The 24533-nt window shown below is 66.8% G+C and carries 26 protein-coding genes; 19 read left to right on the forward strand and 7 right to left on the reverse strand.

The annotated features are described in order from the left end of the window. Positions 1–43 precede the first annotated feature (43 nt). The gene (locus J2X45_RS03455; protein WP_310211347.1) at positions 44–1150 is read left to right on the forward strand and encodes an anhydro-N-acetylmuramic acid kinase; all 1107 of its coding nucleotides are present in this window, start codon (positions 44–46) and stop codon (positions 1148–1150) included. Between the two features lie 40 nt (positions 1151–1190). On the opposite strand, the gene J2X45_RS03460 is transcribed toward J2X45_RS03455, so the two are convergent. Further along, positions 1191–1841, reverse strand: coding sequence for an alpha/beta hydrolase (locus J2X45_RS03460; RefSeq protein ID WP_096051276.1), 651 nt, complete (start codon positions 1839–1841; stop codon positions 1191–1193). 179 nt (positions 1842–2020) lie between these two features. Here J2X45_RS03460 and J2X45_RS03465 point away from each other — a divergent pair, with 179 nt between their 5' ends. The 10 genes from J2X45_RS03465 (at position 2021) to J2X45_RS03510 (ending at position 9542) form a co-directional block, all read left to right on the forward strand. Then, complete coding sequence (locus tag J2X45_RS03465; RefSeq protein WP_310211349.1) at positions 2021–2482, forward strand: Rrf2 family transcriptional regulator; 462 nt, start codon at positions 2021–2023, stop codon at positions 2480–2482. Further along, positions 2479–3618 carry a cysteine desulfurase family protein gene (locus J2X45_RS03470; RefSeq protein WP_310211351.1) on the forward strand — a complete coding sequence of 380 codons (1140 nt, stop codon included), beginning with the start codon at positions 2479–2481 and terminating at the stop codon, positions 3616–3618. Before J2X45_RS03465 ends, J2X45_RS03470 begins: the two co-directional genes overlap by 4 nt. Then, positions 3618–5087, forward strand: a complete 1470-nt coding sequence (gene sufB, locus J2X45_RS03475) for a Fe-S cluster assembly protein SufB (RefSeq protein WP_310211353.1) — start codon at positions 3618–3620, stop codon at positions 5085–5087. Before J2X45_RS03470 ends, sufB begins: the two co-directional genes overlap by 1 nt. Continuing rightward, positions 5084–5473 carry a hypothetical protein gene (locus J2X45_RS03480; RefSeq protein ID WP_310211356.1) on the forward strand — a complete coding sequence of 130 codons (390 nt, stop codon included), beginning with the start codon at positions 5084–5086 and terminating at the stop codon, positions 5471–5473. Before sufB ends, J2X45_RS03480 begins: the two co-directional genes overlap by 4 nt. Then, entirely contained in the window at positions 5466–6215 is a 750-nt protein-coding gene (gene sufC, locus J2X45_RS03485; protein ID WP_310211358.1) for a Fe-S cluster assembly ATPase SufC, read from the forward strand. Before J2X45_RS03480 ends, sufC begins: the two co-directional genes overlap by 8 nt. Further along, complete coding sequence (gene sufD / locus J2X45_RS03490) at positions 6212–7240, forward strand: Fe-S cluster assembly protein SufD (protein WP_310211360.1); 1029 nt, start codon at positions 6212–6214, stop codon at positions 7238–7240. Before sufC ends, sufD begins: the two co-directional genes overlap by 4 nt. After that, positions 7240–8466, forward strand: coding sequence for a cysteine desulfurase (locus J2X45_RS03495; protein ID WP_310211362.1), 1227 nt, complete (start codon positions 7240–7242; stop codon positions 8464–8466). The genes sufD and J2X45_RS03495 overlap by 1 nt, the downstream gene beginning before the upstream one ends. A gap of 7 nt (positions 8467–8473) precedes the next feature. Further along, positions 8474–8830, forward strand: coding sequence for an SUF system Fe-S cluster assembly protein (locus J2X45_RS03500; RefSeq protein WP_010919725.1), 357 nt, complete (start codon positions 8474–8476; stop codon positions 8828–8830). A 110-nt stretch (positions 8831–8940) separates the two neighbouring features. Beyond that, positions 8941–9342, forward strand: coding sequence for an iron-sulfur cluster assembly accessory protein (locus tag J2X45_RS03505; RefSeq protein WP_310211365.1), 402 nt, complete (start codon positions 8941–8943; stop codon positions 9340–9342). Continuing rightward, complete coding sequence (locus J2X45_RS03510) at positions 9342–9542, forward strand: hypothetical protein (protein WP_310211367.1); 201 nt, start codon at positions 9342–9344, stop codon at positions 9540–9542. The genes J2X45_RS03505 and J2X45_RS03510 overlap by 1 nt, the downstream gene beginning before the upstream one ends. On the opposite strand, the gene J2X45_RS03515 is transcribed toward J2X45_RS03510, so the two are convergent. Together J2X45_RS03515 and J2X45_RS03520 are read right to left on the reverse strand one after the other, a co-directional pair. Continuing rightward, positions 9539–10333, reverse strand: coding sequence for a lysophospholipid acyltransferase family protein (locus tag J2X45_RS03515; RefSeq protein ID WP_310211369.1), 795 nt, complete (start codon positions 10331–10333; stop codon positions 9539–9541). The two genes, J2X45_RS03510 and J2X45_RS03515, sit on opposite strands and share 4 nt — an antisense overlap. A gap of 13 nt (positions 10334–10346) precedes the next feature. Continuing rightward, positions 10347–10907 carry a TetR/AcrR family transcriptional regulator gene (locus tag J2X45_RS03520; protein ID WP_310211371.1) on the reverse strand — a complete coding sequence of 187 codons (561 nt, stop codon included), beginning with the start codon at positions 10905–10907 and terminating at the stop codon, positions 10347–10349. A 94-nt stretch (positions 10908–11001) separates the two neighbouring features. On the opposite strand from J2X45_RS03520, the gene J2X45_RS03525 reads away from it, so the two are divergent. From J2X45_RS03525 to J2X45_RS03535, 3 genes are read left to right on the forward strand one after another with little or no spacing between them, the layout of a single operon-like run. Then, positions 11002–11973, forward strand: coding sequence for a glycosyltransferase family 9 protein (locus tag J2X45_RS03525; protein WP_310211373.1), 972 nt, complete (start codon positions 11002–11004; stop codon positions 11971–11973). After that, the gene (locus J2X45_RS03530; RefSeq protein WP_310211374.1) at positions 11974–12378 is read left to right on the forward strand and encodes a DUF6165 family protein; all 405 of its coding nucleotides are present in this window, start codon (positions 11974–11976) and stop codon (positions 12376–12378) included. Beyond that, a complete protein-coding gene (locus J2X45_RS03535; RefSeq protein ID WP_310211376.1) occupies positions 12375–12782 on the forward strand; it encodes an ACT domain-containing protein in 408 nt (135 codons plus the stop codon). The genes J2X45_RS03530 and J2X45_RS03535 overlap by 4 nt, the downstream gene beginning before the upstream one ends. Here J2X45_RS03535 and J2X45_RS03540 read toward each other — a convergent pair. Together J2X45_RS03540 and J2X45_RS03545 are read right to left on the reverse strand one after the other, a co-directional pair. Beyond that, positions 12769–13572: an enoyl-CoA hydratase/isomerase gene (locus tag J2X45_RS03540; protein ID WP_310211378.1), complete on the reverse strand. Its 804-nt coding sequence runs from the start codon at positions 13570–13572 to the stop codon at positions 12769–12771. The genes J2X45_RS03535 and J2X45_RS03540 overlap by 14 nt on opposite strands. A 136-nt stretch (positions 13573–13708) precedes the next feature. Then, positions 13709–14770: a diguanylate cyclase domain-containing protein gene (locus J2X45_RS03545; protein WP_310211380.1), complete on the reverse strand. Its 1062-nt coding sequence runs from the start codon at positions 14768–14770 to the stop codon at positions 13709–13711. Between the two features lie 193 nt (positions 14771–14963). Between J2X45_RS03545 and J2X45_RS03550 the strand changes: the two genes are divergently transcribed. Beyond that, positions 14964–16421: a coniferyl aldehyde dehydrogenase gene (locus tag J2X45_RS03550; protein ID WP_310211382.1), complete on the forward strand. Its 1458-nt coding sequence runs from the start codon at positions 14964–14966 to the stop codon at positions 16419–16421. A 32-nt stretch (positions 16422–16453) separates the two neighbouring features. Then, a complete protein-coding gene (locus tag J2X45_RS03555) occupies positions 16454–17605 on the forward strand; it encodes a DUF563 domain-containing protein (RefSeq protein ID WP_310211384.1) in 1152 nt (383 codons plus the stop codon). A gap of 75 nt (positions 17606–17680) precedes the next feature. Here J2X45_RS03555 and J2X45_RS03560 read toward each other — a convergent pair whose 3' ends face one another. Next, a complete protein-coding gene (locus tag J2X45_RS03560) occupies positions 17681–19252 on the reverse strand; it encodes a DEAD/DEAH box helicase (protein ID WP_310211386.1) in 1572 nt (523 codons plus the stop codon). A 142-nt stretch (positions 19253–19394) separates the two neighbouring features. On the opposite strand from J2X45_RS03560, the gene J2X45_RS03565 reads away from it, so the two are divergent. The 3 genes from J2X45_RS03565 to mfd are packed head-to-tail and all read left to right on the forward strand — an operon-like array spanning position 19395 to position 23897. Continuing rightward, on the forward strand, positions 19395–20108 hold the full coding sequence (locus J2X45_RS03565) for a class I SAM-dependent methyltransferase (protein ID WP_310211388.1): 714 nt from the start codon (positions 19395–19397) through the stop codon (positions 20106–20108). Positions 20109–20131: 23 nt separating this feature from the next. Beyond that, positions 20132–20425 carry a succinate dehydrogenase assembly factor 2 gene (locus J2X45_RS03570; RefSeq protein WP_310212087.1) on the forward strand — a complete coding sequence of 98 codons (294 nt, stop codon included), beginning with the start codon at positions 20132–20134 and terminating at the stop codon, positions 20423–20425. 4 nt (positions 20426–20429) lie between these two features. Then, positions 20430–23897, forward strand: a complete 3468-nt coding sequence (gene mfd, locus J2X45_RS03575; RefSeq protein ID WP_310211390.1) for a transcription-repair coupling factor — start codon at positions 20430–20432, stop codon at positions 23895–23897. 60 nt (positions 23898–23957) lie between these two features. Here mfd and J2X45_RS03580 read toward each other — a convergent pair whose 3' ends face one another. Continuing rightward, positions 23958–24473 (reverse strand): GNAT family N-acetyltransferase, encoded by a 516-nt coding sequence (locus J2X45_RS03580; RefSeq protein WP_310211392.1) that lies wholly within the window; start codon positions 24471–24473, stop codon positions 23958–23960. Positions 24474–24533: the final 60 nt, after the last annotated feature.

A 24533-nucleotide genomic window follows, 5' to 3' on the forward strand; every position in this document is an offset into this window, starting at 1 on the left:
GGGGCCTAGCTACCGTTTAACGGGCATGGCAGTCAACGTTCCCATGAAGATCCTGGGATTCATGACCGGCACCTCGCTGGACGCGGTCGACATGGCGGTGCTTGAAACGGACGGCGTCGACATTCACGCTTTCGGACCGGCGGGGGAGCGCAAGCTGCGGGAGGCGACCCGTGACCTGCTGCTCAAGACCACCGACGTCGCTCGCGCCTGGCCGCGTGGCGCGCCCGAGCCGGTAATCTTCGAGGAGGCCCGCCGCGCGGTGGCGGACGAGCATTTTCAGGCCGCGGAAAGCTTCCTGGACGAGCACGGCCTGTCGTGGAGAGAGTTCGACCTGCTGGGCGTGCACGGCCAGACTGTCCTTCACGAGCGCCCAACGGCCGAGCGGCTAGGTCGCACAGTGCAGCTGCTGGACGCTGAGCGCCTGGCCAAGGCCTGCGGCCGGCCGGTGGCTTTCGATTTCCGCACCGCCGATGTCGCCGCGGGCGGGGAGGGCGCGCCTCTGGCCCCAATCTATCACGCCGCGCGCGCCCGGGCCTCGGGCCTCTCCGCGCCGGTCGCGGCGCTTAATGTTGGCGGGGTCGCCAACATCACCCTGATCGGCGCGGGCGGAGAGTTGTTGGCTTTCGACACGGGACCCGGCAACGGCATGATCGACCTGATGCTGCAGGAGCGGGGCCTGGGCCGCTTCGACGAGGACGGCCGGCTGGCCCGGGCCGGCCGCATCGATGAGGCCGCCTTGGCGGCCCTGCTCGACAGCGCCTACTTCGACGCGCCGGCGCCCAAGTCGCTGGATCGCTACGATTTCTCGCTGGCGCCGATCGAGCATCTGTCGGCGGAGGATGCGGCGGCGACCCTGGTGGCCTTCACCGCCGAGGCCGTGTTCAAGGCCTTCGCCCAGACCGGCGAGGCGCCGAGCGCCCTGATCGTCTGCGGTGGCGGGCGACACAATCCGGCGATCATGCAGACCCTGGCCAGGCGCGCGCCCGTGCCGGTCCATACCGCTGAGGCCTATGGCTGGCGCGGCGACAGCATCGAGGCCGAAGCCTTCGCCTATCTGGCGGCTAGAACGGCCCAGGGCCTGCCGATCAGCTTCCCCGGCACCACGGGTGTGACGGCGCCCATGACCGGCGGGCGGATAGTCGAACCCTGAAATAAAGAAGGCCTCCGCGAGGGAGGCCTTCTGAACGTCGCTAGATCGGGTTTTCCGCCAGGCGCTTGTCGAGATAGTCGCTGACGCTCTTCTCGACGCTGGGCAGGTGCTCGGCCCAGAAGTGGGTGGCCTTGTCGATGACTTCGTAGTCGATCGTGATGCCCTTCTGGGTGCGCAGCTTGGTCACCACGCGCTCCACCTCGACCGGCGGGGTGATGGTGTCGGCCGAACCGGTCAGGAAAAGGCCCGAGGCGGGGCAGGGCGCCAGGAAGCTGAAGTCGTACATGTTGGTCGGCGGCGAGACCGAGATGAAACCGTCCGTCTCGGGACGGCGCATCAGGAGTTGCATGCCGATATAGGCGCCGAAGTCGAAACCCGCGACCCAGGTCTGGCTGGCGGTCGGGTTGCTAGTCTGCAGCCAGTCCAGCGCGGTAGCCGCATCGGCCAGCTCGCCGATGCCGGCGTCAAACTCGCCCTGGCTGCGACCCACGCCGCGGAAATTGAACCGCAAGGTCGCGAAACCGCGCTTCATGAACAGGTGATACAGTTGCACCGAGACCGGGTGGTTCATATGACCGCCGGCTTTGGGGTGCGGGTGCAGGATCAGCGCGATCGGCGCCGTTTCGGTCTTGCCCGGAGAATAGCGACCTTCGATCCGGCCGGACGCGCCGGTCAAAATCACATCAGGCATATCGTCCCCTTTAGCTGGCCACGGCGGATCCTGGCCTTTTTGAGGGCCAGAATACTTGACCGCCGCGCTTGGTCTTCCTAAATCGCAGCCGCAATGCGGACACACCGTCCGCGCGCGAAGTCGCGGCTTGTAGCACACGCAAAAGCCGATGCGCGCGGAATCTGCAAGGGGTAAGGCTGATGCGCCTGAGCACCAAAGGCCGATACGCCGTGATGGCGATGACCGACCTGGCCAAGCGTCAGGACGAGAGCGATGGCCGCGCCGTGGCGCTGGCCGAGATCGCTGCGCGCCAGCAGATCTCGCTTTCCTATCTGGAGCAGCTCTTCGCGCGCCTGCGTCGCAAGGGTCTGGTGATTAGCGCCCGGGGGCCCGGCGGCGGCTATCGCCTAGCCAAGGCCTCAGATGAGACCTTCATCGCCGACATCGTGCTGGCGGTCGACGAGCCGCTGCGCGCCACCCGCTGCAACTTCACCAAGGGTCAGGCCAAGGGCTGCATGGCCGGCGGCGAGCGCTGCATGACGCATAACCTCTGGGAAGAGATGGGCCGCCAGATCCACGGCTATCTGGCTTCGGTCTCGGTCGCCGACGTGCTGGCGGGTGAACTGCGCCCGGCGCGCCCGATGGAGATCGCGGCCGAGTGAACGCTTCCCGACCCTCGGTCTATCTCGACTACAACGCCACGGCCCCCCTGAGGCCCGAGGTGCTTAAGGCGCTGCTGGACGCCTTGGAGAGTCCGGCCAATCCCTCGTCTGTTCATGCCGCCGGCCGCGCCGCCCGCGACCTGGTCGAGCGCGCCCGCGCCGAAGTCGGGGCCTTGGTCGGGGTGCCGGCCGGTTCGGTGACCTTTGTCAGCGGCGGCACCGAGGCCAACGCCTTGGCCATCGAGAGCGCCAAGGTCGCGGGCGTCGAGCGCATCATCATCTCCGCGATTGAGCACGACGCGGTGACCGAGACGGCCAAGGTCTCGGGTCTGCCGGTCGAAGTCCTGCCTGTGGATAGCAGCGGAGTCGCCGATCTCGACTGGCTGGCGCAAGCGCTTGCCAAGCCTGGCAAGGCCTTGGTCTGCCTGATGCTGGCCAACAACGAGACGGGCGTCATCCAGCCTGTGGATAAGGCCTCGCCTCTCGTCCGCGCCCACGAAGGCTGGCTGCATGTCGACGCCGTCCAAGCCGCCGGCAAGATCGCGATCGACTTTTCCGGTCTGGGCGCCGACACCATGGCGCTGTCTGCCCATAAGCTGGGCGGGCCGCAGGGCGTCGGCGCGCTGGTCGCCGGGACTCGCGCGAGCGTCTCCCGTCGCCTGCATGGCGGCGGTCAGGAGCGCGGCCGTCGGGCCGGCACCGAGAACGTTGCCGGGATTGCGGCGTTTGGCGCCGCCGCCAAGGCCGCCCATGAGGGTCTTGCCTCGATGGCCGAACAGGCCCAATGGCGCGACGCCCTGGCCGATCGGCTCAAGGCGGAAGGCGCGGTCGTGTTGGGCGAAGGCGTGGACCGGCTGCCGCAGACCCTGTGCTTCGCGGGCGAGGGCTTCGGGTCCGAAGTCCAGGTGATGAACATGGATCTGGCCGGGATCATGGTCAGCGCCGGCAGCGCTTGCTCTTCGGGCAAGGTCAAGGCGAGCCGCGTGGTGGAAGCCATGGGCCGCGCTGATCTCGCCCCATTCGCCCTGCGTATCAGCGGCGGCTGGGCGAGCACGGAGCGGGACTGGATCAAGTGCGGCGACGCCTGGCTCGCCGCGTGGAAGCGTATCGGCGCACGGCGCCGGGAGGTGGCTTAATGGCCGCGGTCAAAGAGACTGTCGAAACCGTCGCCGCGCTCGAGAAGTACGAGCACGGCTTTACCACCGACATCGATCAGGAGTTCGCCCCCAAGGGCCTCTCCGAGGACATCGTGCGCTTCATCTCGGCCAAGAAGGAAGAGCCGGAATGGATGCTGGAATGGCGGCTTGAAGCCTATCGCCGCTGGCTGGCGATGGACGAGCCCGACTGGGCCAAGGTCAGCTATCCGCCGATCGACTACCAGGACACCTACTACTACGCCGCCCCGAAAACCAAGGAAGGCCCCAAGAGCCTGGACGAAGTCGATCCGGAGCTGCTGGCCGTCTACGAAAAGCTCGGCATCCCTCTGAAGGAACAGGCGGTTCTGGCCGGCGTTGAAGGCGCGCCGCGCTACGCCGTCGACGCCGTGTTCGACAGCGTCAGCGTGGTGACCACCTTCAAGAAGGAACTGGCCCAGGCCGGCGTCATCTTCTGCTCGATGAGCGAGGCGGTCCGCGAGCATCCGGAGCTGGTGCGCCAGTACTTGGGCAGCGTGGTGCCGACCTCCGACAACTATTTCGCCTGCCTCAACAGCGCGGTCTTCTCGGACGGCAGTTTCGTCTACGTCCCGCCGGGCGTGCGCTGCCCGATGGAGCTGTCGACCTATTTCCGGATCAACGCCAAGGATTCTGGCCAGTTCGAGCGCACCCTGATCATCGCCGACAAGGGCGCGTACGTTTCGTATCTGGAAGGCTGCACGGCCCCAATGCGCGACGAGAACCAGCTGCACGCGGCCGTGGTCGAGCTCGTTCTGCTGGACGACGCCGAGATCAAGTACTCGACCGTCCAGAACTGGTACCCGGGCGATCCCGAGACCGGCAAGGGCGGCATCTACAACTTCGTGACCAAGCGCGCCGACTGCCGCGGCGACCGCAGCAAGGTGTCCTGGACCCAAGTCGAGACCGGCTCGGCCATCACCTGGAAGTATCCGTCCTGCGTGCTGCGCGGCGAGGGCTCTTCGGGCGAGTTCTATTCGATCGCCGTGACGAACGGTCATCAGCAGGCCGACACAGGCACCAAGATGATTCACCTGGGCGCCAACACCCGCTCGCGGATTGTCGCCAAGGGCATCAGCGCCGGCAAGTCGACCTCGACCTATCGCGGCTTGGTTTCGGCCCACCCCAAGGCCAAGGGCGCGCGCAACTTCACCCAGTGCGACAGCCTGTTGATCGGCAAGGACTGCGCGGCCCACACCGTGCCCTATATCGAGGCTCGTAACGGCCAGTCGGTGTTCGAGCACGAGGCCACCACCACGCGGCTGTCGGACGACCAGCTATTCTACTGCCAGCAGCGCGGCCTGTCGGAAGAGGAGTCGGTGGCCCTGCTGGTCAACGGCTTCGTCAAGGACGTGCTGCAGCAACTGCCCATGGAATTCGCCGTCGAGGCTCAGAAGCTCGTGGCGATCAGCCTGGAGGGCAGCGTGGGATGACCAACGTCACCCTCTACCAGCCTGTCGGCCTGGAGGAGCTGCAAGCGATCAAGGCGTCGGACTGGAGAGCCTTTCCGCCGCATGACATCGAGCAGCCGATCTTTCGGCCGGTCACCAACGAAGCCTTCGCGGCCCAGCTGGCGCGGGACTGGAACGCGGCGCACTCGACCTATCGCCGCGGATACGTCGTTCAGTTCGCCGTGTCGAAGACGTTCCTCGACGCCTATGAGAACAAGGTCTCCGGCACGCCCGGGCACGAGGAATACTGGATCCCGTCTGAGGATCTTTCGCTGCTAAACGCCGCCATCCAAGGCCAAATCGCCGTCGCCGGAACCTTCGCGGGGCACGACGCCGAGTACAGAAAACTCAACGAGACCCATGCTTAAGATCCAGAACCTTCACGCCCGCGTCGAGGACAAGCCGATCCTGAAGGGCGTCACGCTGGACGTGCCGGCCGGCGAGGTCCACGCGATCATGGGGCCGAACGGCGCCGGCAAGTCGACCCTGTCCTACGTGCTGACCGGCCGCGACGGCTATGAGGTCACCGAGGGCTCGGCCAGCCTGAACGGCGAGGACCTGTTGGCCCTGGAACCCAACGAACGGGCGGCCAAGGGCCTGTTCCTGTCGTTTCAATATCCGCTTGAAATTCCGGGCGTTCCGGCCCTGACCTTCATCCGCACCGCCCTCAACGCCCAGCGCCGCGCGCGGGGCGAGGACGAGATCGCCGCGCCGGCTTTCCTGAAGCTGGCCAAGGAAAAGGCCGCGGCGCTGAAGATCGACTTCGAGATGCTCAAGCGCGGCCTCAACGTCGGCTTCTCGGGCGGCGAGAAGAAGCGGATGGAAATCCTTCAAATGGCGATGCTTTCGCCGAAATTCCTGATCCTCGACGAGACGGACAGCGGACTCGACATTGATGCCCTGAAGATCGTGTCGGAAGGCGTTAACGCCCTGCGCTCGCCCGAGCGCGGCATGCTGGTCATCACCCACTACCAGCGCCTGCTGGACCACATCAAACCCGACAAGGTCCACGTGCTGGCCGCCGGCCGCATCGTCGCCTCGGGCGGTCCGGAACTGGCCCTGCAGCTGGAAGCCGAAGGCTATGACCGCATCGTGGGGGCGGCGGCTTGACCCTTTCGACCGCCCTCAAGACCGGCGACCTCTCGGCGCTGCCGTCGCGGCGTGACGAGGACTGGCGCTGGACCGACCTGCGGGGCCTGCTGAAGACCCTGCCGCCGGCCGCGCCGGCGCATGACGGCGAGGTTCCGGCCGGCCCGTTCGCAGGCTTGGCCGACGCCGAGACCGTGTTCGTCAACGGCCGCCGCACTGTCGCGTCGGACGTCGCCTCAGGCGTCGTCGCCCTGCGCTTCGTCGCGCTGGCCGACAAGACCGCGCAGGGCGCCAGCCACGCCTTGGTCGTCAAGCCAGGCGAAAGCTTGGTGCTGTTGGAAAGCCATGAAGGCCGCGCTGGGGCTTCTGTCTCCGACGTCGCGCTCGACATCGCCGTGGGCGAGGGCGCCTCGCTGGAGCGGATCGTGCTGGTCGATGACGAGGCCGAAGCGGTCAACGTCGTCACCGCCGAGGTCGCCCTGGCCCCCGGCGCCAAGTTCGCCCAGACCGTTCTGACCTCCGGCGCCCGTCGCCAGCGGATCGAGACCCGCGTCCGTCATCCCGGCGCCCATGCCGAGGTTCGCCTCGACGGCGCCTATCTTCTGGACGCCCAGCGGCACGCCGACCTGACCAGCGTCGTGACCCACGGTGGCCTCGACGGCGTCACCAGCCAGCTGACCAAGGGCATGGTCACCGACCAGGCCCGCGGTGTCTTTCAAGGCCGGATCGTGGTCGAGAAGGGCGCCGACCAGACCGACGCCCGGATGGGCCACCACGCCCTGATCCTGTCGGACAAGGCCGAGATCGACGCCAAGCCGGAACTGCTGATCTTCGCGGACGACGTCTCCTGCGCTCACGGCAACACGATCGGCGCGCTGGACGACGAGGTGCTGTTCTACGCCAAGCAGCGCGGTATCCCAGAAGCGGACGCCAAGGCCATGCTGACGCAAGCCTTCGTCGGTGAAGTGATCGAGCGTATCGTCCATGACGGCGCGCGCGAGCTCGCCGCCGCCTGGGTGGCCCGCAAGCTGGGGAGCGAGGCCTGATGGCTTTTGACGCGCCCTACGATGTCGCCGCGATCCGCGCACAGTTCCCCATCTTGGCGCGAGAAGTCCACGGCAAGCCGTTGATTTATCTCGACAGCGCCGCCAGCGCCCAGAAGCCCGACGCGGTGCTGGACGCCATGATGGGCCTGGCGCGGACCTCCTACGCCAATGTCCATCGCGGCCTGCACACGCTGGCCAACGAAACGACTGAAGCCTATGAAAAAGCGCGGGAAACCGTCGCGCGCTTCATCAACGCCGATCGCGACGAGGTCGTCTGGACCAAGAGCGCGACCGAGGCGGTGAACCTGGTCGCCAGCTCGTTTGGCCTGTCGCTGAACGCCGGCGACGAGATCGTGCTCTCCGAGATGGAGCACCATGCCAACATCGTCCCGTGGCACTTCCTGCGCGAGCGCAAGGGCGTGGTGTTGAAGTTCATCCCGGTGCTGGATGACGGGCGCCTGGACATGCAGGCCTATAAGGGCCTGCTGTCCGAGAAGACCAGGATGGTCGCCGTCACCCACATGTCCAACGTGCTGGGCACGGTCAATGACGTGGCCGAGATCGTCCGCCTGGCCCATGCGGCCGGCGCGCCGGTGCTGCTGGACGGCTGCCAGGGCGTGGTTCACACTAGGGTCGATGTGAAGGCCCTGGACGTCGACTTCTACGTGTTCTCCGGCCACAAGCTGTACGGCCCGACCGGCATCGGCGTGCTCTACGGCAAGGCCGAGCGCCTGGCGGCCTTGCCACCTTACCAGGGCGGTGGCGAGATGATCGCTTCGGTGGCGCTGGACAAGATCACCTACGCCGACCCGCCGCATCGCTTCGAAGCCGGCACCCCAGCGATCCTGGAGGCCGTGGGCTTGGGCGCGGCGATCGAGTGGCTGAACGGCCTGGATCGCGACGCCATCTTCGCTCACGAGCACGCCCTCTACGAGCGGGTCGCCGAGCGGCTGCGCGGCGTCAACGGCGTGCGGATCCTAGGCGAGGCGCCCGGCAAGGGCGCGGTTTTGTCCTTTACGGTCGAGGGCGCCCACGCCCACGACATCGCCCAGGTGCTGGACCGCTACGGCGTGGCCGTGCGCGCCGGGACCCACTGCGCCGAGCCCTTGATGCGCCGTTTCGGCGTCACGTCGAGCGCGCGCGCCTCCTTCGCCCTATATAACACCGAGGCCGAGGCCGACGCGTTCGTCGACGCGCTGGCCAAGGCCCGCAGTTTCTTCAGTTGAGCTCCCGATGACCGACGCCGCCTCCCAGGAAACCGTTACGGCTCTGACCCAGGACGAGCTGAATCGGCTGACGGATCAGCTGATCGAAAAGCTGAAGACCGTCTATGACCCGGAAATCCCGGTCGACATCTATGAGCTGGGCCTGATCTACAAGGTCGATGTCAGCGACTCCAAGGACGTCGCCATCGACATGACCCTGACCGCGCCGGGCTGCCCGGTGGCCGGCGAGATGCCGGGCTGGGTCAAGGACGCGGTGATGGAGATCCCGGGCCTGAAGTCCTGCACGGTCGAGCTGACCTTCGACCCGCCGTGGGACGCCTCGCGCATGAGCGACGAGGCCAAGCTGCAACTGAACATGTTCTAGTGTCTTTCCTCCGATCTTCCCGGCGAATGCCGGGACCCAGGTGAAGCCCGGAGCCGTTCCGGATGGATCTGGACCCCGGCGTTCGCCGGGGATGTCGGGTTAGGGAGTGTTTGAGCCTTATGGAACCGACCATCACAACGCGTCCCCGCCGTCCGCGCCCCAAGGTCGTCACCCTTACTGACGCCGCGGCCGCGCGCGTGAAGGAGATCATGGACAAGGCCGACCAGCCCTATGCGGGCTTGCGGGTCGGGGTGAAGAATGGCGGCTGCGCGGGCCAGGAGTACGTGTTCGAATACGCCAAGGAGAAAGGCCCGATCGACGAGGTCGTCGAGGACAAGGGCGTTACCATCCTGATCGAGCCCAAGGCCGTGCTGTTCCTGGTCGGGACCGAGATCGACTACGAGGTCACCAAGCTGTCCTCAAAGTTCGTGTTCCATAATCCCAACGAGACCGACGCCTGCGGCTGCGGCGAGAGCGTCACGATCCAGCCGGCGGCGGAGGTACAGGACTGATGCTGGCCAAGACCCCATCCTGCGTGGAATGCGGCCTGGCTTGGGGGGCTCCGCGCTTCAAGCATGAGGACGACGCGCCGCTCTACTGGTCGGACACGGGCTTGCTGTGCTCCTCGGCCTGCGCCCAGACCCATTTCGCCAAGCGGCGCGCCGAAGGGACCTTTGTGGCGATCCCGGCCGAGTGTCCGGTCGAGGTCTAGGCCGACGCCTCCGCCGCTCGAGGCGTCGAGGGCACGTTCTTCTTGCCATCCCACTCGACCAGCACGGAGGGCCTCACCGGCTCGCCGCGCGCTTGCGCGATCAGCGTATTGGTACGCCCCTCGATCGTCGTCTGCATCAGCGCCATGAAGTCGTCCTTCTCCAGGCCCTGGGGCAGGGCGGGCAGGAACTCGATCGTCGCGACGCCCGGCGTCTTCGCCTTCTCCTGCTGCTTCCAGAAGCAGCCGAGGTTTGTGGCGACAGGCACCACCGGCAGGCCGAAGTCCTTGCTCATGTAGTAGACGCCCGTGCGGTAGCGGAAATGCTCGCCCGGCGCGGCGAGGTGGCCTTCGGGATAGATCAGGATGCGCCGGCCTTCCGCCGCGATCTGGGCGGCGCTTTTGGACAGCGCCTCGCGCGCTTCGGGACCGCCGCAGCTGTCGACGACGATGGCGCCGAACTTTTTCAGGATCGCGCCGACCAGCGGGAACTTCTCCAGGTGATCGCCGGTGACGAAGCTGAGGTTGTCGACATGGGCGAACATTACAAAGCCATCGCCCCAGCTGTGGTGCTTGGCGGCGATGATGCAGGGACCCGAGGGCAGGTGCTCCTGGCCCTTCACCTGCACCTTGACGCCCGCCAGAGCGTCCAGCGCCCACAGCATACGACGGCTGTAGAGCCGCAGGGTGAAGGTGACGGCCTCGCGGCCTGGCGCCAGGGCGGCGAAGGCCGCCGACAGGCCGTAGAAGATCGACAGAACCCAATAGTAGGCGTTGAACAAAACGCTGCGCATTGAAGGGTGTCCTTTATCGCGCGAACAGCACGGCCTGGACGGCCGCGGTCATCAGGGGGGCGTGGGCGGAGAGGGCGTCGTCGCCCAGGCGGCCATAGGCCTTGTTCTGGGCGGTCTGGGTGATCACGCCGATGGCCATGGCGGCCAGCACGCGCGGGTCGCCCGGCGGCAGCTCGGCGTTGATCATCGCTCGCTTGATCAGGTCCTCGACCAGGGTGACCGGATCGCGGCCGTCTTCCTGATAGTAGGGCAGGAAGTGGTGTAACTGCAGCAGGTGGAACGAGAACAGCAGCCAGTCCTCGTCGGCGACCGCGCAATAGGCTTTCACCAGCGCCGCGGCCTTGGCCTTGATCCCGCTGGCGGCGGCGGCCTCCTCAGCGATCAGTGTCGAGAGCCGTCTGTGGCAACCCATGAAGAGGCCCAGCGCCAGGGCGTCCTTGCTCTTCCAGTGGCGATAGATCGCGCCTTCGGACACGCCGGCTCGGGCGGCGATGGTCTTGGTGGTCGTGGCGTCGACGCCTTCGGTGACGAAGGCCTCCAGCGCCCCGCGCTCGATGCGGGGTTTCGCGCTCATGAAACGAGCATTGCAGGCGGGCGAGGAATTGCAAGTGAGTGCTCACTTACATTTCCGTGATTGACCGTGATCGAGGAGGCGGCGACACACGGCCATGGTCCAGACGGTTCTTGTGTATTCGATGGGCGAGGTGATCGGCGACGGCCTGATCAAGCTGCCCTTCATCGCCGGCCTACGCGCGGCGTTTCCCGACGCGCGGATCAGCTGGTGCGCCGCCAAGGGCGAGACCGTCTATACGGGGCCGCTGAAGGCCGTCGTGGCCGGCTATGTCGACGAGGTGATCCTGGAGGGGCGTAACGGCGCGGCCGCGCTGGACAGTCTGCCGTGGTCGAGGCCGTTTAGCGGCCGAAGGTTCGACCTCGTCATCGACACCCAGGAGAACCTCCGCCGCAGCGCCGTCGCCCGTCGCGCCGCCGCCGGCCGCTTCGTTTCGGCCGCGCATCAGGCGCGTAACCAGGACTGGCCGGTCGCGGTGACCGACCGTCTGGCGCGACTACTGGCCCTGGCGACGGACGGGCAGGGCGCGCCGAGGCCCCTGACCCTGGCCCATCCCGACGCGCTGAAAGCCGCAGAGCTTCTGTTACCGGCCGGCCCGACCTATGTCGGCCTGGCCCCCGGCGCTGGCGGACAGGACAAGCGCTGGCCGCTCGAGAACTATCTCGAGCTGGCGCGGCGCGTGCAGACCAAGGGCTGGACGCCGGTCTTTCTGTTCGGTCCTGATGAAGCCGACGATGCGGCGATCGCCGCGCGTGAGGTTCCGCAGGCGCTGCAGCCCGAGCGCAACCGCACAGACGGTCTGTCCGTGAAGGGGCCGCTGCTGGTCATCGCTCTGGCCGGTCGCATGGCCGCCGGGGTCGCCAATGATGCGGGGCCCGGCCACATGCTGGCCGCCGGTGGCGCGCCCTTGCTCTCGCTGCAGCAGGACCGTCGCAAGGCTGTGAAGTTCCGCCCCGCCGCCCAGCAGCTTGAGATGCTGGTCGCGGAGGACTACGGAAGCGGCATGGGCGCACTGCCGGTCGACGCGGCTTGGGAGGCGCTCGAGAAGCTGGTTTCCGGAGCGTCCTGAATGTCCATCCTCGCGCCGATCTCGGCGGGCGAACTGGTCGACAAGATCACCATCCTGCGCGTGAAGGCCCAGCGCATCGGCGATCCGGCCAAGGAGGCCAATGTCCGCAAGGAGCTCGCGCTGCTGGAGGCGACGGCCCGCGAGCACCTGCCGGAAAACGCTGAGATCGCCCAGCTGACCGAAGCGCTGACCGCCGTCAACGCAGCCCTCTGGGACATCGAGGACGGCAAGCGCGACTGCGAGCGCCGCCAGGACTTTGGTCCTGACTTCGTGGCCCTGGCGCGCCGAGTCTATATCGACAACGACCGGCGCGCCGCGATCAAGCGCGCCATCAACGAAGCGGCCGGGTCTGAGATCGTCGAGGAAAAGAGCTACAAGCCCTACCTCGACGCTTCGGATAAATGACGGAGGTCGTTCGCGAAACTCGCGAAATGATCGCCGGTATGACGCCGGAGTTGAAGCCGGGACACTATGTCTTCTGCGCCGCCGGCGATCAGGACTGGGCGTCTCTGCAGCCGCTGGCGATGTTTCGCGAGGTCGAAGGCGTCAGCGTGATCCTCGAGCGCCGCACTGCGGAGGCGGCGGGGTTTGCGACTGAAGCGCCCATGGCTCTGATCACGTTGAACGTCTATTCGGCGCTGGGCGGCGTGGGTCTCACCGCAGCCGTGTCCGGCGCACTCGCCGCTGCGGGGATCGCCTGCAACATGGTCGCGGCGCTGCGCCACGACCATGTTTTTGTCCCCGCGCAGCAGGCGGAAGGAGCGATGCGCATCCTTCTGGACCTGCAGGCGTCCGCTAGCGTCCCTTGAACGCCGCAGCGCGCTTCTGGAGGAAGGCGGTGACGCCCTCGATGAAGTCTTCGGTCTTGCCGGCGATCTTCTGGGCTTTGCGCTCTGCGTGCAGTTGTCCGATCCAGTCGCTGTCCAGGCTGTCCCAGACAAGCTTGCGAATGACGCCCAGGGCAGCCGGTCCCTTGGCGAGCTCCAGCGCCAGGGCGTGCGCCGTCGCCATCAACTCGGCGTCCGGGACGCAACGGTTCACCAGGCCCCACTGCAAAGCTGTGGCGGCGGGAACCTTGTCGCCCAGCAGCATCATTTCCATGGCTCGCGCCTTGCCGATCAGGCGCGGCAGCAAGTAGGTCGAACCGCCGTCGGGCACGAGACCGATACGGCGGAACGCCTGCAGGAAGTAGGCGCTCTCGGCGGCGACGATCAGGTCGCCCATCAGCGCGATCGAGCAGCCGACCCCTGCGGCCGGGCCGTTGACCGCTGTGACGATCGGCAGCGGAAAGTCGCGCAGCAGCGTCATGAGCGGGTTGTAGACGGTTTCAAGCGCCGATCCGGCGTCGGGCTTGCCGTCGACGTCCGCCTCACGGCCAGCCGCGCCGCCGCCTGAGAGGTTGGCGCCCGAGCAGAAGCCACGACCTTCGCCGGTCAGGATCACCGCGCGAGCCTCGATCTTGCCGGCGGCGATCGAAGAGAAGGCGTGATGCAGTTCGCGCGCGACCTCGGGGCTGGCGGCGTTCAGCGTGGCCGGATCGGCGAGGGTGACAGTGGCGACGCCGTCCTGCGTCGAGACACGGATCTTCTGATAGTCCACGGCGGAGCCTCCCTTGTTCGTTGGGCCAGACTCTAGGCGCCTTTGCCCTTTGGGAAGGCTAGCGAAATCTTCGCAAACAGAAACGCCGCCGATCAGGGACCGGCGGCGTGAAGGTAGGTCTTCTGCTGAAAAAAGATCAGGCGGCGTTGGCTGCCCCGGGCATCGACTCCGCCGCCGTCACACGGTTGCGACCGCCACGCTTGGAGGCGTAAAGCGCCGCGTCCGCGCGTTCCATGACCGAGTGGCCCGACTCGCCCGCCTTGCGCTCGGCGAAACCCGAGGAAACCGTGATGGCGCCGAGATCCTCGTTGGTCGAGCGGCGCTTGAGCATGCGCGACGACACCTCAACGCGGATTTCCTCCAGCGTGGTGGCGACAATCGCAGCGCTTTCGCGCGGGAAGATCATGGCGAACTCTTCGCCACCGTAGCGGGCGGCGAAGCGGGGCGGGGCGGCGACACGGCCGATGACCGAAGCCACGTAACGGATGACCTGGTCACCGGTCTGGTGACCCCAGGTGTCGTTGAAGCCCTTGAAGTGGTCGATGTCGAGGACGGCCAGGCAAATCGAGGCGCCGTTCTCCTCGGCCTCGGCGCAGGCGCGGTCGAGCTCTTCGTCGAAGGCTTTGCGGTTAGCCAGGTTGGTCAAGCCGTCGGTCGTGGCGTCGCGGCGGACCTGTTCAAGATGCTCGCGCAAACGCTCGACCTCGGCGGTCGAGTCGGCGAGGCGCGCCTCCAGCGACTGGTTTTCCTTGTGCACGCGCCGCGTGGCTTCGGCGATGCTCCCGACGACCGCCTTGATCGCGGCGACGTCGGTCTGTGTATCCAAGCTCTTGCTCGCGCCGGCCAGTTCCTTGCCAAACGCAGCATTCGACTTCTGGGCGTTCTGTATGGCCTTGGAGACAGCCTCCAATTCCTTTGACAGGATGTCGCCGGCGTCACGGATCTGTTCGTTCAAGCGCGCCTTGGGCAAGAAGGTCGCTGCCAGCTCCTCGCTGACCAGCTCGGTCATGGGCTCTCCGAGCGAGATGAGCCGCGTCAATTCACGCGCGAGGGCGCCGTTCGGGTCGGCCACATAGTGCGTCCAAAGCTCAAAGTTCAGCGCGGTTGGCCAAACCTGATGCCGCTCCATGAGCTCCAGGGCGCGCGAGGCGATCTTATAAGCCTCGGGACCGCGCAGCGTGGTTTCGACGTCCGACATGTTTTCTTCCCTCATCGCCGCTGCCCTTGCGGCAACGTCGATCGCTTGGGTCCGGAGAGTACGCCGTAGAGTTCTTACGAGGCGTTAAGAACGAACGACGTTCGCTTGCGTCCCGTCGTCGCCTCCCGCATGGTGATCATTGATAAGATGAGCGCCGCGCCTTTGGGCCGGCCCCTGGGAGGAGCGACGAGCCATGAACGCACCGGTGAATCTGTCGTTCGACGCACACAAGGCGGCGATGAATGACGTGTTACAGCGCCAGAAGGCCGCACACCTCCGAGAAGGGCCGCCCAGCGCCGAGACGCGAATCGATTGGCTGAACCGGAGCATCGACCTGCTGGTCGGACACCAGGCTGAGATCGCCAAGGCGGTGAACGCCGACTTTGGCTCGCGGTCGCCCGAAGCGACCTCATTGACCGACGTCGCTGGCTCCATCGGGCCACTGAAGCACGCCCGCGATCATCTGACCAAGTGGATGAAACCGGAGAAGCGCAAGACGACGCCGACGATCCTGGGCCTATTCGGCGCCAAGGCCACGGTGCAATGGCAGCCCAAAGGGGTGGTCGGCGTGATCAGCCCCTGGAACTTCCCCGTTAACCTGACCTTCGCGCCCCTGGCCGGCGTATTCGCCGCCGGTAACCGGGCGATGATCAAGCCGTCGGAGTTCACGCCAGCGACCTCGGACCTTCTTAAGGCCATGTTCGCCAAGGCGTTCAGCGAAGAAGAGGTCGCGGTGTTCGTGGGCGGCCCTGAGGTCGGGCAGGCTTTCTCCGGTCTTGCGTTCGACCATCTCGTCTTCACGGGCGCGACCTCGGTGGCCAAGCACGTGATGCGCGCAGCGGCGGAAAATCTGGTGCCTGTGACCCTGGAGCTCGGCGGCAAGAGCCCCGTGATCCTCTCGCGCGGCGCGGACATGGGCACGGCCGCCGCGCGGATCATGAACGGCAAGACGCTGAACGCAGGTCAGATCTGCCTGGCGCCCGACTACGTTCTGGCCCCGCAGGAGGATGTCGAGCGCTTCGTTCAGGAAGCCCAGGCCGCCGTCGGACGCTACTTCCCGACGATCAAGGACAATCCCGACTACACCGCCGTGGTGGCCCAGCGCCATTATGACCGGGTGAAGGGCTATGTCGACGACGCCCGCGCCAAGGGCGCCCGGGTCGTCGAGATCAATCCAGCGGGCGAGGATCTTTCGCAACAGGAACACCGAAAGATCCCGCCGACCCTGATCATTGACCCCACCGACGACATGAAGGTCATGCAGGAAGAGATCTTCGGACCCGTCTTGCCGGTGAAGGGCTACAAGACCGTCGATGAAGCGGTCGACTATGTGAACGCGCACGACAGACCATTGGCCCTCTACTGGTTCGGAACCGACGAGGCCGAGAAGGACCGAGTTCTGGAGCGTACGACCAGCGGCGGGGTCACCGTCAATGACGTCATCTTCCATGTGGCGCAGGAGGACCTGCCATTCGGCGGTATCGGTCCGGCGGGCATGGGCGCCTATCACGGCTACGACGGCTTCCGAGAGTTCAGCCACCGCAAGGCCGTTTTCCAACAATTGAAGAAAGACATCGCTCCTATGCTGGGCCTGCGGCCACCCTATGGCGAGGGCATCCGCAAGTACCTCGCCGGGCAGATCAAGAAGTAGCCAATCGCGGCGCGGCATGCTCCAAGCGGGCCATGACCGCGCCGATTTCCCTGCGCCCCGTTGTGGAGGCGCGCGACCTGCCGCCTATGCTGCCGGACGCCCTGCGCGAGCGCTTCGCCCGGGGCGAAACCGGCGTGGCGTGGTCGCCCGAGCATGACGCTTCGGACGGCGCGCCAGTCGGCGTGCTAGGCGGCCCTGCAGCGTTGGCTTGGCCGTTCACGCTACCAGCGCCGCCGCCGGTGAATGTTCCGGCCTTGTGCGCGGTGGGTCCTTGCTGGTGGTATCCGGGCTTCGGCGCGGTGATCGGGACCGATGGCGCGCTTTACAACGCCACGGTTGGCGAGGCGCGACACGGCTCGGCCGATCTTTCCGCACTCCCGGGCGTCATATCGAGCGGCGCTGGCCTGTCAGCGCCCAAGGACGCGCCGTTCCTTGAAAGCGGCGCGGTTTTCCTGCCTTGGGGGGCGGGATTCAACTACGGGCACTTCGTCATCGACGCTCTTTCGTCGATCCTGGCGCTCGAGCAGGCGGGTCTTCTCACGGATACGCCGCTTCTGGCTCCGCGCCTGACGGACTGGCAGCGCGATCTGATCGCTATGGCCGCGCCCGGGTTCCAGTTGCAGGAGGTCGACGCGGCGATCGTCCGGCTTGGACGGGCGGCGTTCGCCACCAGCATGGATCATTTCCTGCACCACCCGAACGGCCTTCTGGCGACCTTGGCCGAGCGAGTCGCCGCGAACGCGCCTCCCGGCGCCGGTGCGCGGCGAATCTATCTGTCGCGTCGCGGCCAGTCGATGCGGGTAATGGTCGGCGAGGCGGCCTTCGAGCGGGCCCTGCAGGCGCGGGGCTTCAAGATCGTGCGTCCTGAAACCCTCGGCGCGCGCGAGCAGGTCGCTTTGATGCGCGACGCTGAGATCGTCGTGGGCGCTAGCGGCGCCGCCCTGGCCAACGCCGTGTTCCTCCCGCGCGGCGCGCGGGTGATCGAGATCCAGCCCGCGAACTTCACCAGCCAGTGGGTGAGGGCGGCCTGTCGTCAGGTCGGGGTCGAGTGGCGCGGCTATGTCTGCGCCTCGCCCAGTCCGGCGCACGCAGCGCCGCTGCTGGCGCGTCTGAGACGAGGCTTCAAGTTCGCTTTCAGGCCGGATCTGACCGACCTTCTCCGTTTCGTCGAAGCCGCGCTTTAGGCGCCCCGGACGTCAAACGAAAAAGCGCCGGACGATCGCCCGGCGCCTTCGTAAAGTTCGACCGTTCTTCGCAGACTATTTCGCGCCGCGCGGGGGACGGGCGAGGAAGGCCGGAACATCCGAGCCGAAGCCGACGACGCGGCGATCATCATCATCGCGATCGCGGACCGGCTGAACGCCGCGTACCGGACGTTCTGGACGTTCTGGACGTTCTGGACGTTCAGGGCGCTCGGCGCGGGCCGGGCGCTCGGCTTCGACCGCCGTCGGGGCGGGCGCGGCGGCCTTGGGTTCGCGTTCGCGGCGCGGGCGGCGTTCGCGCGCCGGTCGCTCTTCGGCCATCGCGGGCGCCTCGGCGACTTCGGCGACGGACTCGACGGGCGCTTCGACCGTCTCTTCGGCGCGATCACGGCCGCGAGCGCGTCCGCGTGCGGGACGATCGCCGCGCTCGCCACGGTCACGGTCACGACCACCGCGCTTGCGGTCGCCTTCGCGCTTTACCGTCACGGCGTTGGAGTAGTCGAGATCGAGCTTTTCTTCCTCGGGCGTCGAGCCGATCAGCTTGATGACCTTGTCGAAACCCTTGTCGTCGGCCGGGGTCACCAGCATGTAGGTAATGCCCGTCCGTCCAGCGCGACCGGTGCGGCCGATGCGGTGGACATAGTCGTCGGCATGGTGCGGGACGTCGTAGTTGAAGACGTGGCTGACGGCGGGGATATCGAGGCCGCGCGCGGCGACATCCGAGGCCACCAAGATCTTCAGCGCGCCAGACCGGAAGTCGGCCAAGGTCTTCATGCGCTGGGTCTGGTCGAGGTCGCCGTGGATCGGCGCGGCGTCGTAGCCGTGCACCTTCAACGACTTGGCGACGATGTCGACCTCGGTCTTGCGGTTGCAGAAAACGATGCCGGTCTCAATGCCGGCCTTCTCGATCAAGGCGCGCAGCGCGAGGCGCTTTGCCTTGGGATCAGAGGTTGGGACCTTGACCAGCAGTTGAGTGATGTTGGCGTTGGTGGTCGCCGGACGCGCCACCTCGATCCGAACGGGATCGCGCAGGAACTGCTTGGTCAGGCGGGTGATTTCCGGCGGCATCGTCGCCGAGAAGAACAGAGTCTGCTTCTTCGGCGGCGTCATCTTGAAGATGCGCTCGATGTCCGGGATGAAGCCCATGTCCAGCATGCGGTCGGCTTCGTCGACGACCAGGAACTGCACGCCGGTCATCAGCAGCTTGCCGCGCTCGAAGTGGTCGAGCAGGCGGCCCGGCGTGGCGATCAGGACGTCGACGCCGCGGTCCAGCTTCTTTTCCTGGTCGCCGAACGACACGCCGCCGATCAGCAGGGCCCAGGAGAGCTTGGTGCCCTTGGCGTACTTTTCGAAGCTGGCGGCCACCTGGTCGGCCAGTTCACGGGTCGGAGCGATGACCAGGGCGCGCGGCATGCGGGCCTTGGCGCGTCCCGACTGCAGACGGTCGATCAGCGGAAGGGTGAAGGCGGCGGTCTTGCCGGTGCCCGTCTGGGCGATGCCGAGGACGTCCTGGCCGGCGAGGGCCACCGGGATGGCCTGGGCCTGAATGGGCGTGGCAGTGGTATAGCCGGTGTCGGCGACCGCCTGCAGGGTCGTGGGCGAGAGCCCGAGGTCGGAAAATTCGGTCATTTACACGCTGGTCTGCTCGGAGCCGCCCGTGCTTGGGCGAGCGGGCGGCGCGGATTCGCCAGACCTGCTCCGAAGCTGGGGATAAATAGGCCGAAAGTCGGCAAAGTCAATCGTCGCAAGGGCGAAGCGGAGTATTCGAAAGATGAACGACGGGGGGTGGAAAAACTCCGCCAAGGCCTGGATCGCCGACATGGGCGAGCGGGGCGATTACGGTCGGCGGTTTGTTCTTGATGCGCCGATGATCGCGCGGCTGCGGCGCTTGGAAGGTGGCAAGGCGCTGGATGTCGGCTGCGGGGAAGGGCGGTTCTGTCGGATCCTTCGGGCCGAAGGCTTTGATCCTACGGGGCTGGACCCGACCGCCGAGTTGCTCGAAGCGGCGCGGGCGCGTGACCCCCAGGGCGCCTATGTCGACGGTCGCGCCGAGGAGCTGGGGTTCGCCGACGCGAGTTTCGATCTTGTGGTGTCGTGTCTGTCGCTGATCGACATAGCGGCGGCCGATCGCGCCATCGCCGAGATGGCCCGGGTGCTCAAGCCCGGAGGGACTTTGCTGGTCGCCAACCTCACGAGCTTCTCCACCGCGCGCGCCAATGACGGCTGGCAGAGGAACCTACTGGGTCACCCCAAGCATTTCGCGATCGACCACTATCTGGAGGTTCGCGCCAAGTGGGAGGCTTGGCGCGGCATCCGGATCATCAATTGGCACCGCCCCTTGAAGGACTACATGCAGTGGTTCCTGGCGCAGGGCCTCGTCCTCACTCACTTCGACGAGCCTGCGCCCACCGGCGGCGATCCGTCGCGTGCTGACAGGTACCGACGTGCCCCATGGTACGTGATCATGGAGTGGCGCAAGCCCTGACGCCGCTCTATATCCGCCCGCACATGACCATCGACCACGACTCCCGCCTTCGCCGCCTTCGTTTCCGCGCCTGGCACCGCGGCTTTCGCGAAGCGGACCTCATCCTGGGGCCGTTCGCGGACACCCATGGGCCGAGCCTGACGCCCGAGCAGTTCGACACGCTCGAGACCCTGCTCGAGCAGTCGGATCGCGAGATCTACGCCTGGATCGTGGGACAGGAGCCGACGCCGGCGGAATTTGAAACTGATGTCATGGCGAAGATCCGCGCGTTCAGGTTCGAGGCGCATGCTTCGCGCCCGACTGGAGATGGCGCCTGACATCATGAGCTACGACGCCAAGCAGATCGCCAAGGCCGCCGGCGGCCTGACCCTGGCCGGCGCGCCGGAGGGCTTTGACGCCCTGGTCATGGCCGACATCGCCCGCGCGCGCGGCGGCCTGACCGCCTTCGTCGCCCGCGACACCGCCCGAGCCGGCGCCTTTGTCGACGCGCTGAAATTCTTCGCGCCCGAAATCGAGGCGGTGCTGTTTCCGTCATGGGACTGCCTGCCTTACGACCGGATCGGTCCGTCCTCGGGCGTCTCGGCGACCCGCATGGCGACGCTGTCTAGGCTGGCGCGCGGGCTTGGCGACAGCAAGGCCGCGATCTTGGTGATCGCCGCGCCGGCGCTCCTGCAGCGCGTGCCGACCAAAGAGGTGCTGCTCCGCGCCTCGTACTCGGCCAAGGTCGGCAACAGCGTCGATATCAAGGACCTCGAGCGCTATTTCGCCGTGAACGGCTACACGCGCGCCTCCACGGTGTCGGAGCGTGGCGAGTTCGCGATCCGCGGCGGGGTGATCGACGTCTATCCGCCGGCCGCCGAGGAGCCGGTGCGCCTTGATCTGTTCGGCGACACGCTGGAAAGCATCCGCGCCTTCGATCCCGAAACCCAGCGTTCGACCAAGCAACTGAAGGAGATCGATCTCCTGCCGGTCAGCGAGGCGCTGCTGGACGCCGACGGCATCTCGCGCTTCCGCAAGGGCTATGTCGCCGAGTTCGGCGCGCCAGGCGATGATCCGCTGTACGCGGCCGTCAGCGAGGGCGGTCGCCGGGCCGGTCTCGAACACTGGCTGCCGCTGTTCTACGAGCGGATGTCGACGCTGTTTGACTATCTGCCCGCCGGGGCGCTGATCGGCGTCGACAACCAGGCCGCCGAGGCGCGCGATGAGCGCCTGGCCATGATCCAGGACGCCTATGACGCCCGCGCGAGCGCCGACCGCAAGTCGGCCTATCGTCCTCTGGCGCCCGAGGCGCTGTACCTGACCGCCGAGGAGTGGGAGCGCGAACTCTCTGACCGCCCCCATCGGCGTTTCACCCCGTTCCAGCCGCAAGGACTCGATGTCGTTGACCTGGGCGCCAAGCTTGGCCGCGTGTTCGCCGCCGAGCGGGCGCAGGACAGCGTCAATCTCTTCGAAGCGACCGCCGACCACGCCAAGAAACTGGCTGCGGAGGGCAAGCGGGTGTTGTTCGCCTCGTGGTCCGAGGGCTCTTCGGAACGCCTGGGGACCATGCTGGCCGATCACGGCCTGAAGAAGATCCCCTATGCCGGCTATTGGCAGGCGGCCAAGGCCAATGACCCCAAGGTTCCTCAGCGCGTCGTGCTGCCGCTGGACCACGGCTTCGAGACCGACAGCCTGGCGGTCATCTCCGAGACCGACATCCTGGGCGATCGCTTGGCGCGCCCGCGCAAGAAGCGCCGCGCCGCCAACTTCCTGGCTGAGGCCAGCGCCCTGACGCCGGGGGATCTCGTCGTCCACATCGACCACGGCATCGGCCGCTATGAGGGCCTCAAGACCCTCGACGTCCAGGGCGCGCCGCATGACTGCCTGGACCTGCTGTATGGCGGCGAGGCCAAGCTCTATCTGCCGGTCGAGAACATCGACCTCTTGACCCGCTACGGCGCCGCCGACGCCGACAACGTGCAGCTGGACAAGCTGGGCGGGGCGGCCTGGCAAGGCCGTAAGGCGAAAGCCAAGGAGCGCCTGCGGGTCATGGCCGAGGGCCTGATCCAGATCGCCGCCGCCCGCCAGCTGAAGACCGTCGAGGAGACCGACCCGCCGTCGGGCGTGTTCGACGAGTTCTGCGCCCGCTTCCCCTACGAGGAGACGGACGACCAGCTCAGCGCCATCCACGACGTTCTGGAAGACCTGTCGTCGGGCAAGCCGATGGACCGCCTGATCTGCGGCGACGTCGGCTTCGGCAAGACCGAAGTCGCTTTGCGCGCGGCCTTCGTGGTGGCGATGAGCGGCAAGCAGGTCGCGGTCGTCTGCCCGACGACCCTGCTGGCGCGCCAGCACTACAAGACCTTCAAGGACCGCTTCCAGGGCTGGCCGGTCAAGGTCACGCGCCTGTCGCGCCTGGTCACTGGCAAGGAAGCCGCCGAAACCCGCGAGGGGTTGGCCAATGGCCAGTTCGAGATCGTGGTCGGCACCCACGCCGTCCTGTCCAAGCAGGTGGCGTTCAAGGACCTGGGCCTCGTCATCGTCGACGAGGAGCAGCACTTCGGGGTCAAGCACAAGGAGAAGCTGAAAGAGCTTCGCGCCGATGTGCACATGCTGACGCTTACGGCCACGCCGATCCCGCGCACCCTGCAGATGGCGCTGAGCGGCATCCGCGAGATGTCCATCATCGCCACCCCGCCGGTCGATCGCCTGGCGGTGCGGACCTACATCAGTCCGTTTGACCCGGTGACCCTGCGCGAGGCCTTGCTGCGCGAGAAGTATCGTGGCGGCCAGTCCTACTATGTGGTGCCGCGCATCAAGGACCTGGAGGACATCGAGAAGTTCCTCCGCACCCAGGTGCCCGAGGTGAAGTACGTCGTCGGCCACGGCCAGATGGCGGCCACCCAGCTGGAAGACGTGATGACGGCCTTCTACGAGGGCCAGTACGACGTGCTTCTTGCGACGACGATCGTGGAAAGCGGCCTCGATATCCCGTCGGCCAACACCCTGATCGTCCACCGCGCCGACATGTTCGGCCTGGCTCAGCTCTATCAGATCCGAGGCCGCGTCGGCCGCTCCAAGGCCAGGGCCTACGCCTATCTAACGACCCCGGTCGAAAAGTCCCTGACCCTGTCGGCCGAGAAGCGCCTGCAGGTGCTGCAGTCGCTGGACAGCCTGGGCGCCGGCTTCCAGCTGGCCAGCCATGACCTGGACCAGCGCGGCGGCGGCAACCTCCTGGGCGACGAGCAGAGCGGCCACATCAAGGAGATCGGCGTCGAGCTCTATCAGCAGATGCTGGAGGACGCCGTCGCCGAGTTGAAGCAGCGACAAGGCCAGGAGGCTCTCCTGGAAGACCGGGGCTGGTCGCCGCAGATCAACACCGGCGCGGCCGTGATGATCCCGGACGACTATGTGCCGGACCTCAATGTGCGTCTGTCGCTCTATCGCCGCCTGTCCGAGGCTGAGCAGGCCGCCGACCGCGAAGCCCTGGCCGCCGAGATGATCGACCGCTTCGGCCCGCTGCCGCCCGAAACCGACAGCTTGCTGAAGGTCGTGGCCATCAAGGGCCTGTGCCGCGAGGCCAATGTCGCCAAGATCGACGTCGGCCCAAAGGGCGCAGTGGCCAGCTTCCGAAACGACAGCTACGCGAACCCGCTGGGGCTGATGCAGCACGTCGCCAAGAACAGCCTGATCTGGAAGGTGCGCCCCGACCAGAAGGTCGTGATCAAGGGCGAATGGGACACACCCGCCCAGCGTCTCGACGCGGCCGAGAAGATTCTGACGGTCCTGGCCAAGCTGGCGAAGGGGTAGCGGCGTGAAAGGGTGGCCTAGGCGACCCCGGCCTCGCCAGGCGCAGGAGGATTGGAGCGCTTACAGCTTCAGCACATAGACCCGCCGGTCGCGGCGTTCGCCGTCGCGGTGCACCGCGCCCTTCATGTAGCCGTCAGCGCGGAAGCCAAGCTTGGCCAACAGGCGCTCGGCGGCCGCGTCGCCGACATGGACGCGAGCTGTGATGGTCTTCAGGTCCTCGGCGGCGACCTGGGCGAGCAGGGCGCTCAGGGCCTCCAAGCCAAAACCCTGGCCCCACCCCGCGCGGGCGATGGCGAAGCGGATCTCGGCGCTGTCGCGTCGGCGATCGATATCAAAGAATTCGCAGAAGCCGATGAACGCGCCATCGTCGGCGCGGCGGATGGCCCAATAGGCGGCGTCGCCAGCGGCCATCTCCTCGACCTGAGCCGCAACGCGACTCGCCACCTCATCCGGGTCCTCGATCGGCTCCTGGTCGAGACCGGACATCACCTCGGCGTCGCTGAAGAATGGATAGACCAGCGGCGCGTCGTCCACCGTGAGGGGGGCGATGATGAGGCGTTTGGTCTCGAGGATCATGCGGTCCTTGGAAGAGGCTTGAGGGCTTGCGTTCGCGACGACGCTTCCCAGCTATGGCGT

Origin of the sequence: Caulobacter sp. BE264 (assembly GCF_031457805.1) — a bacterium.
GTDB lineage: Bacteria > Pseudomonadota > Alphaproteobacteria > Caulobacterales > Caulobacteraceae > Caulobacter.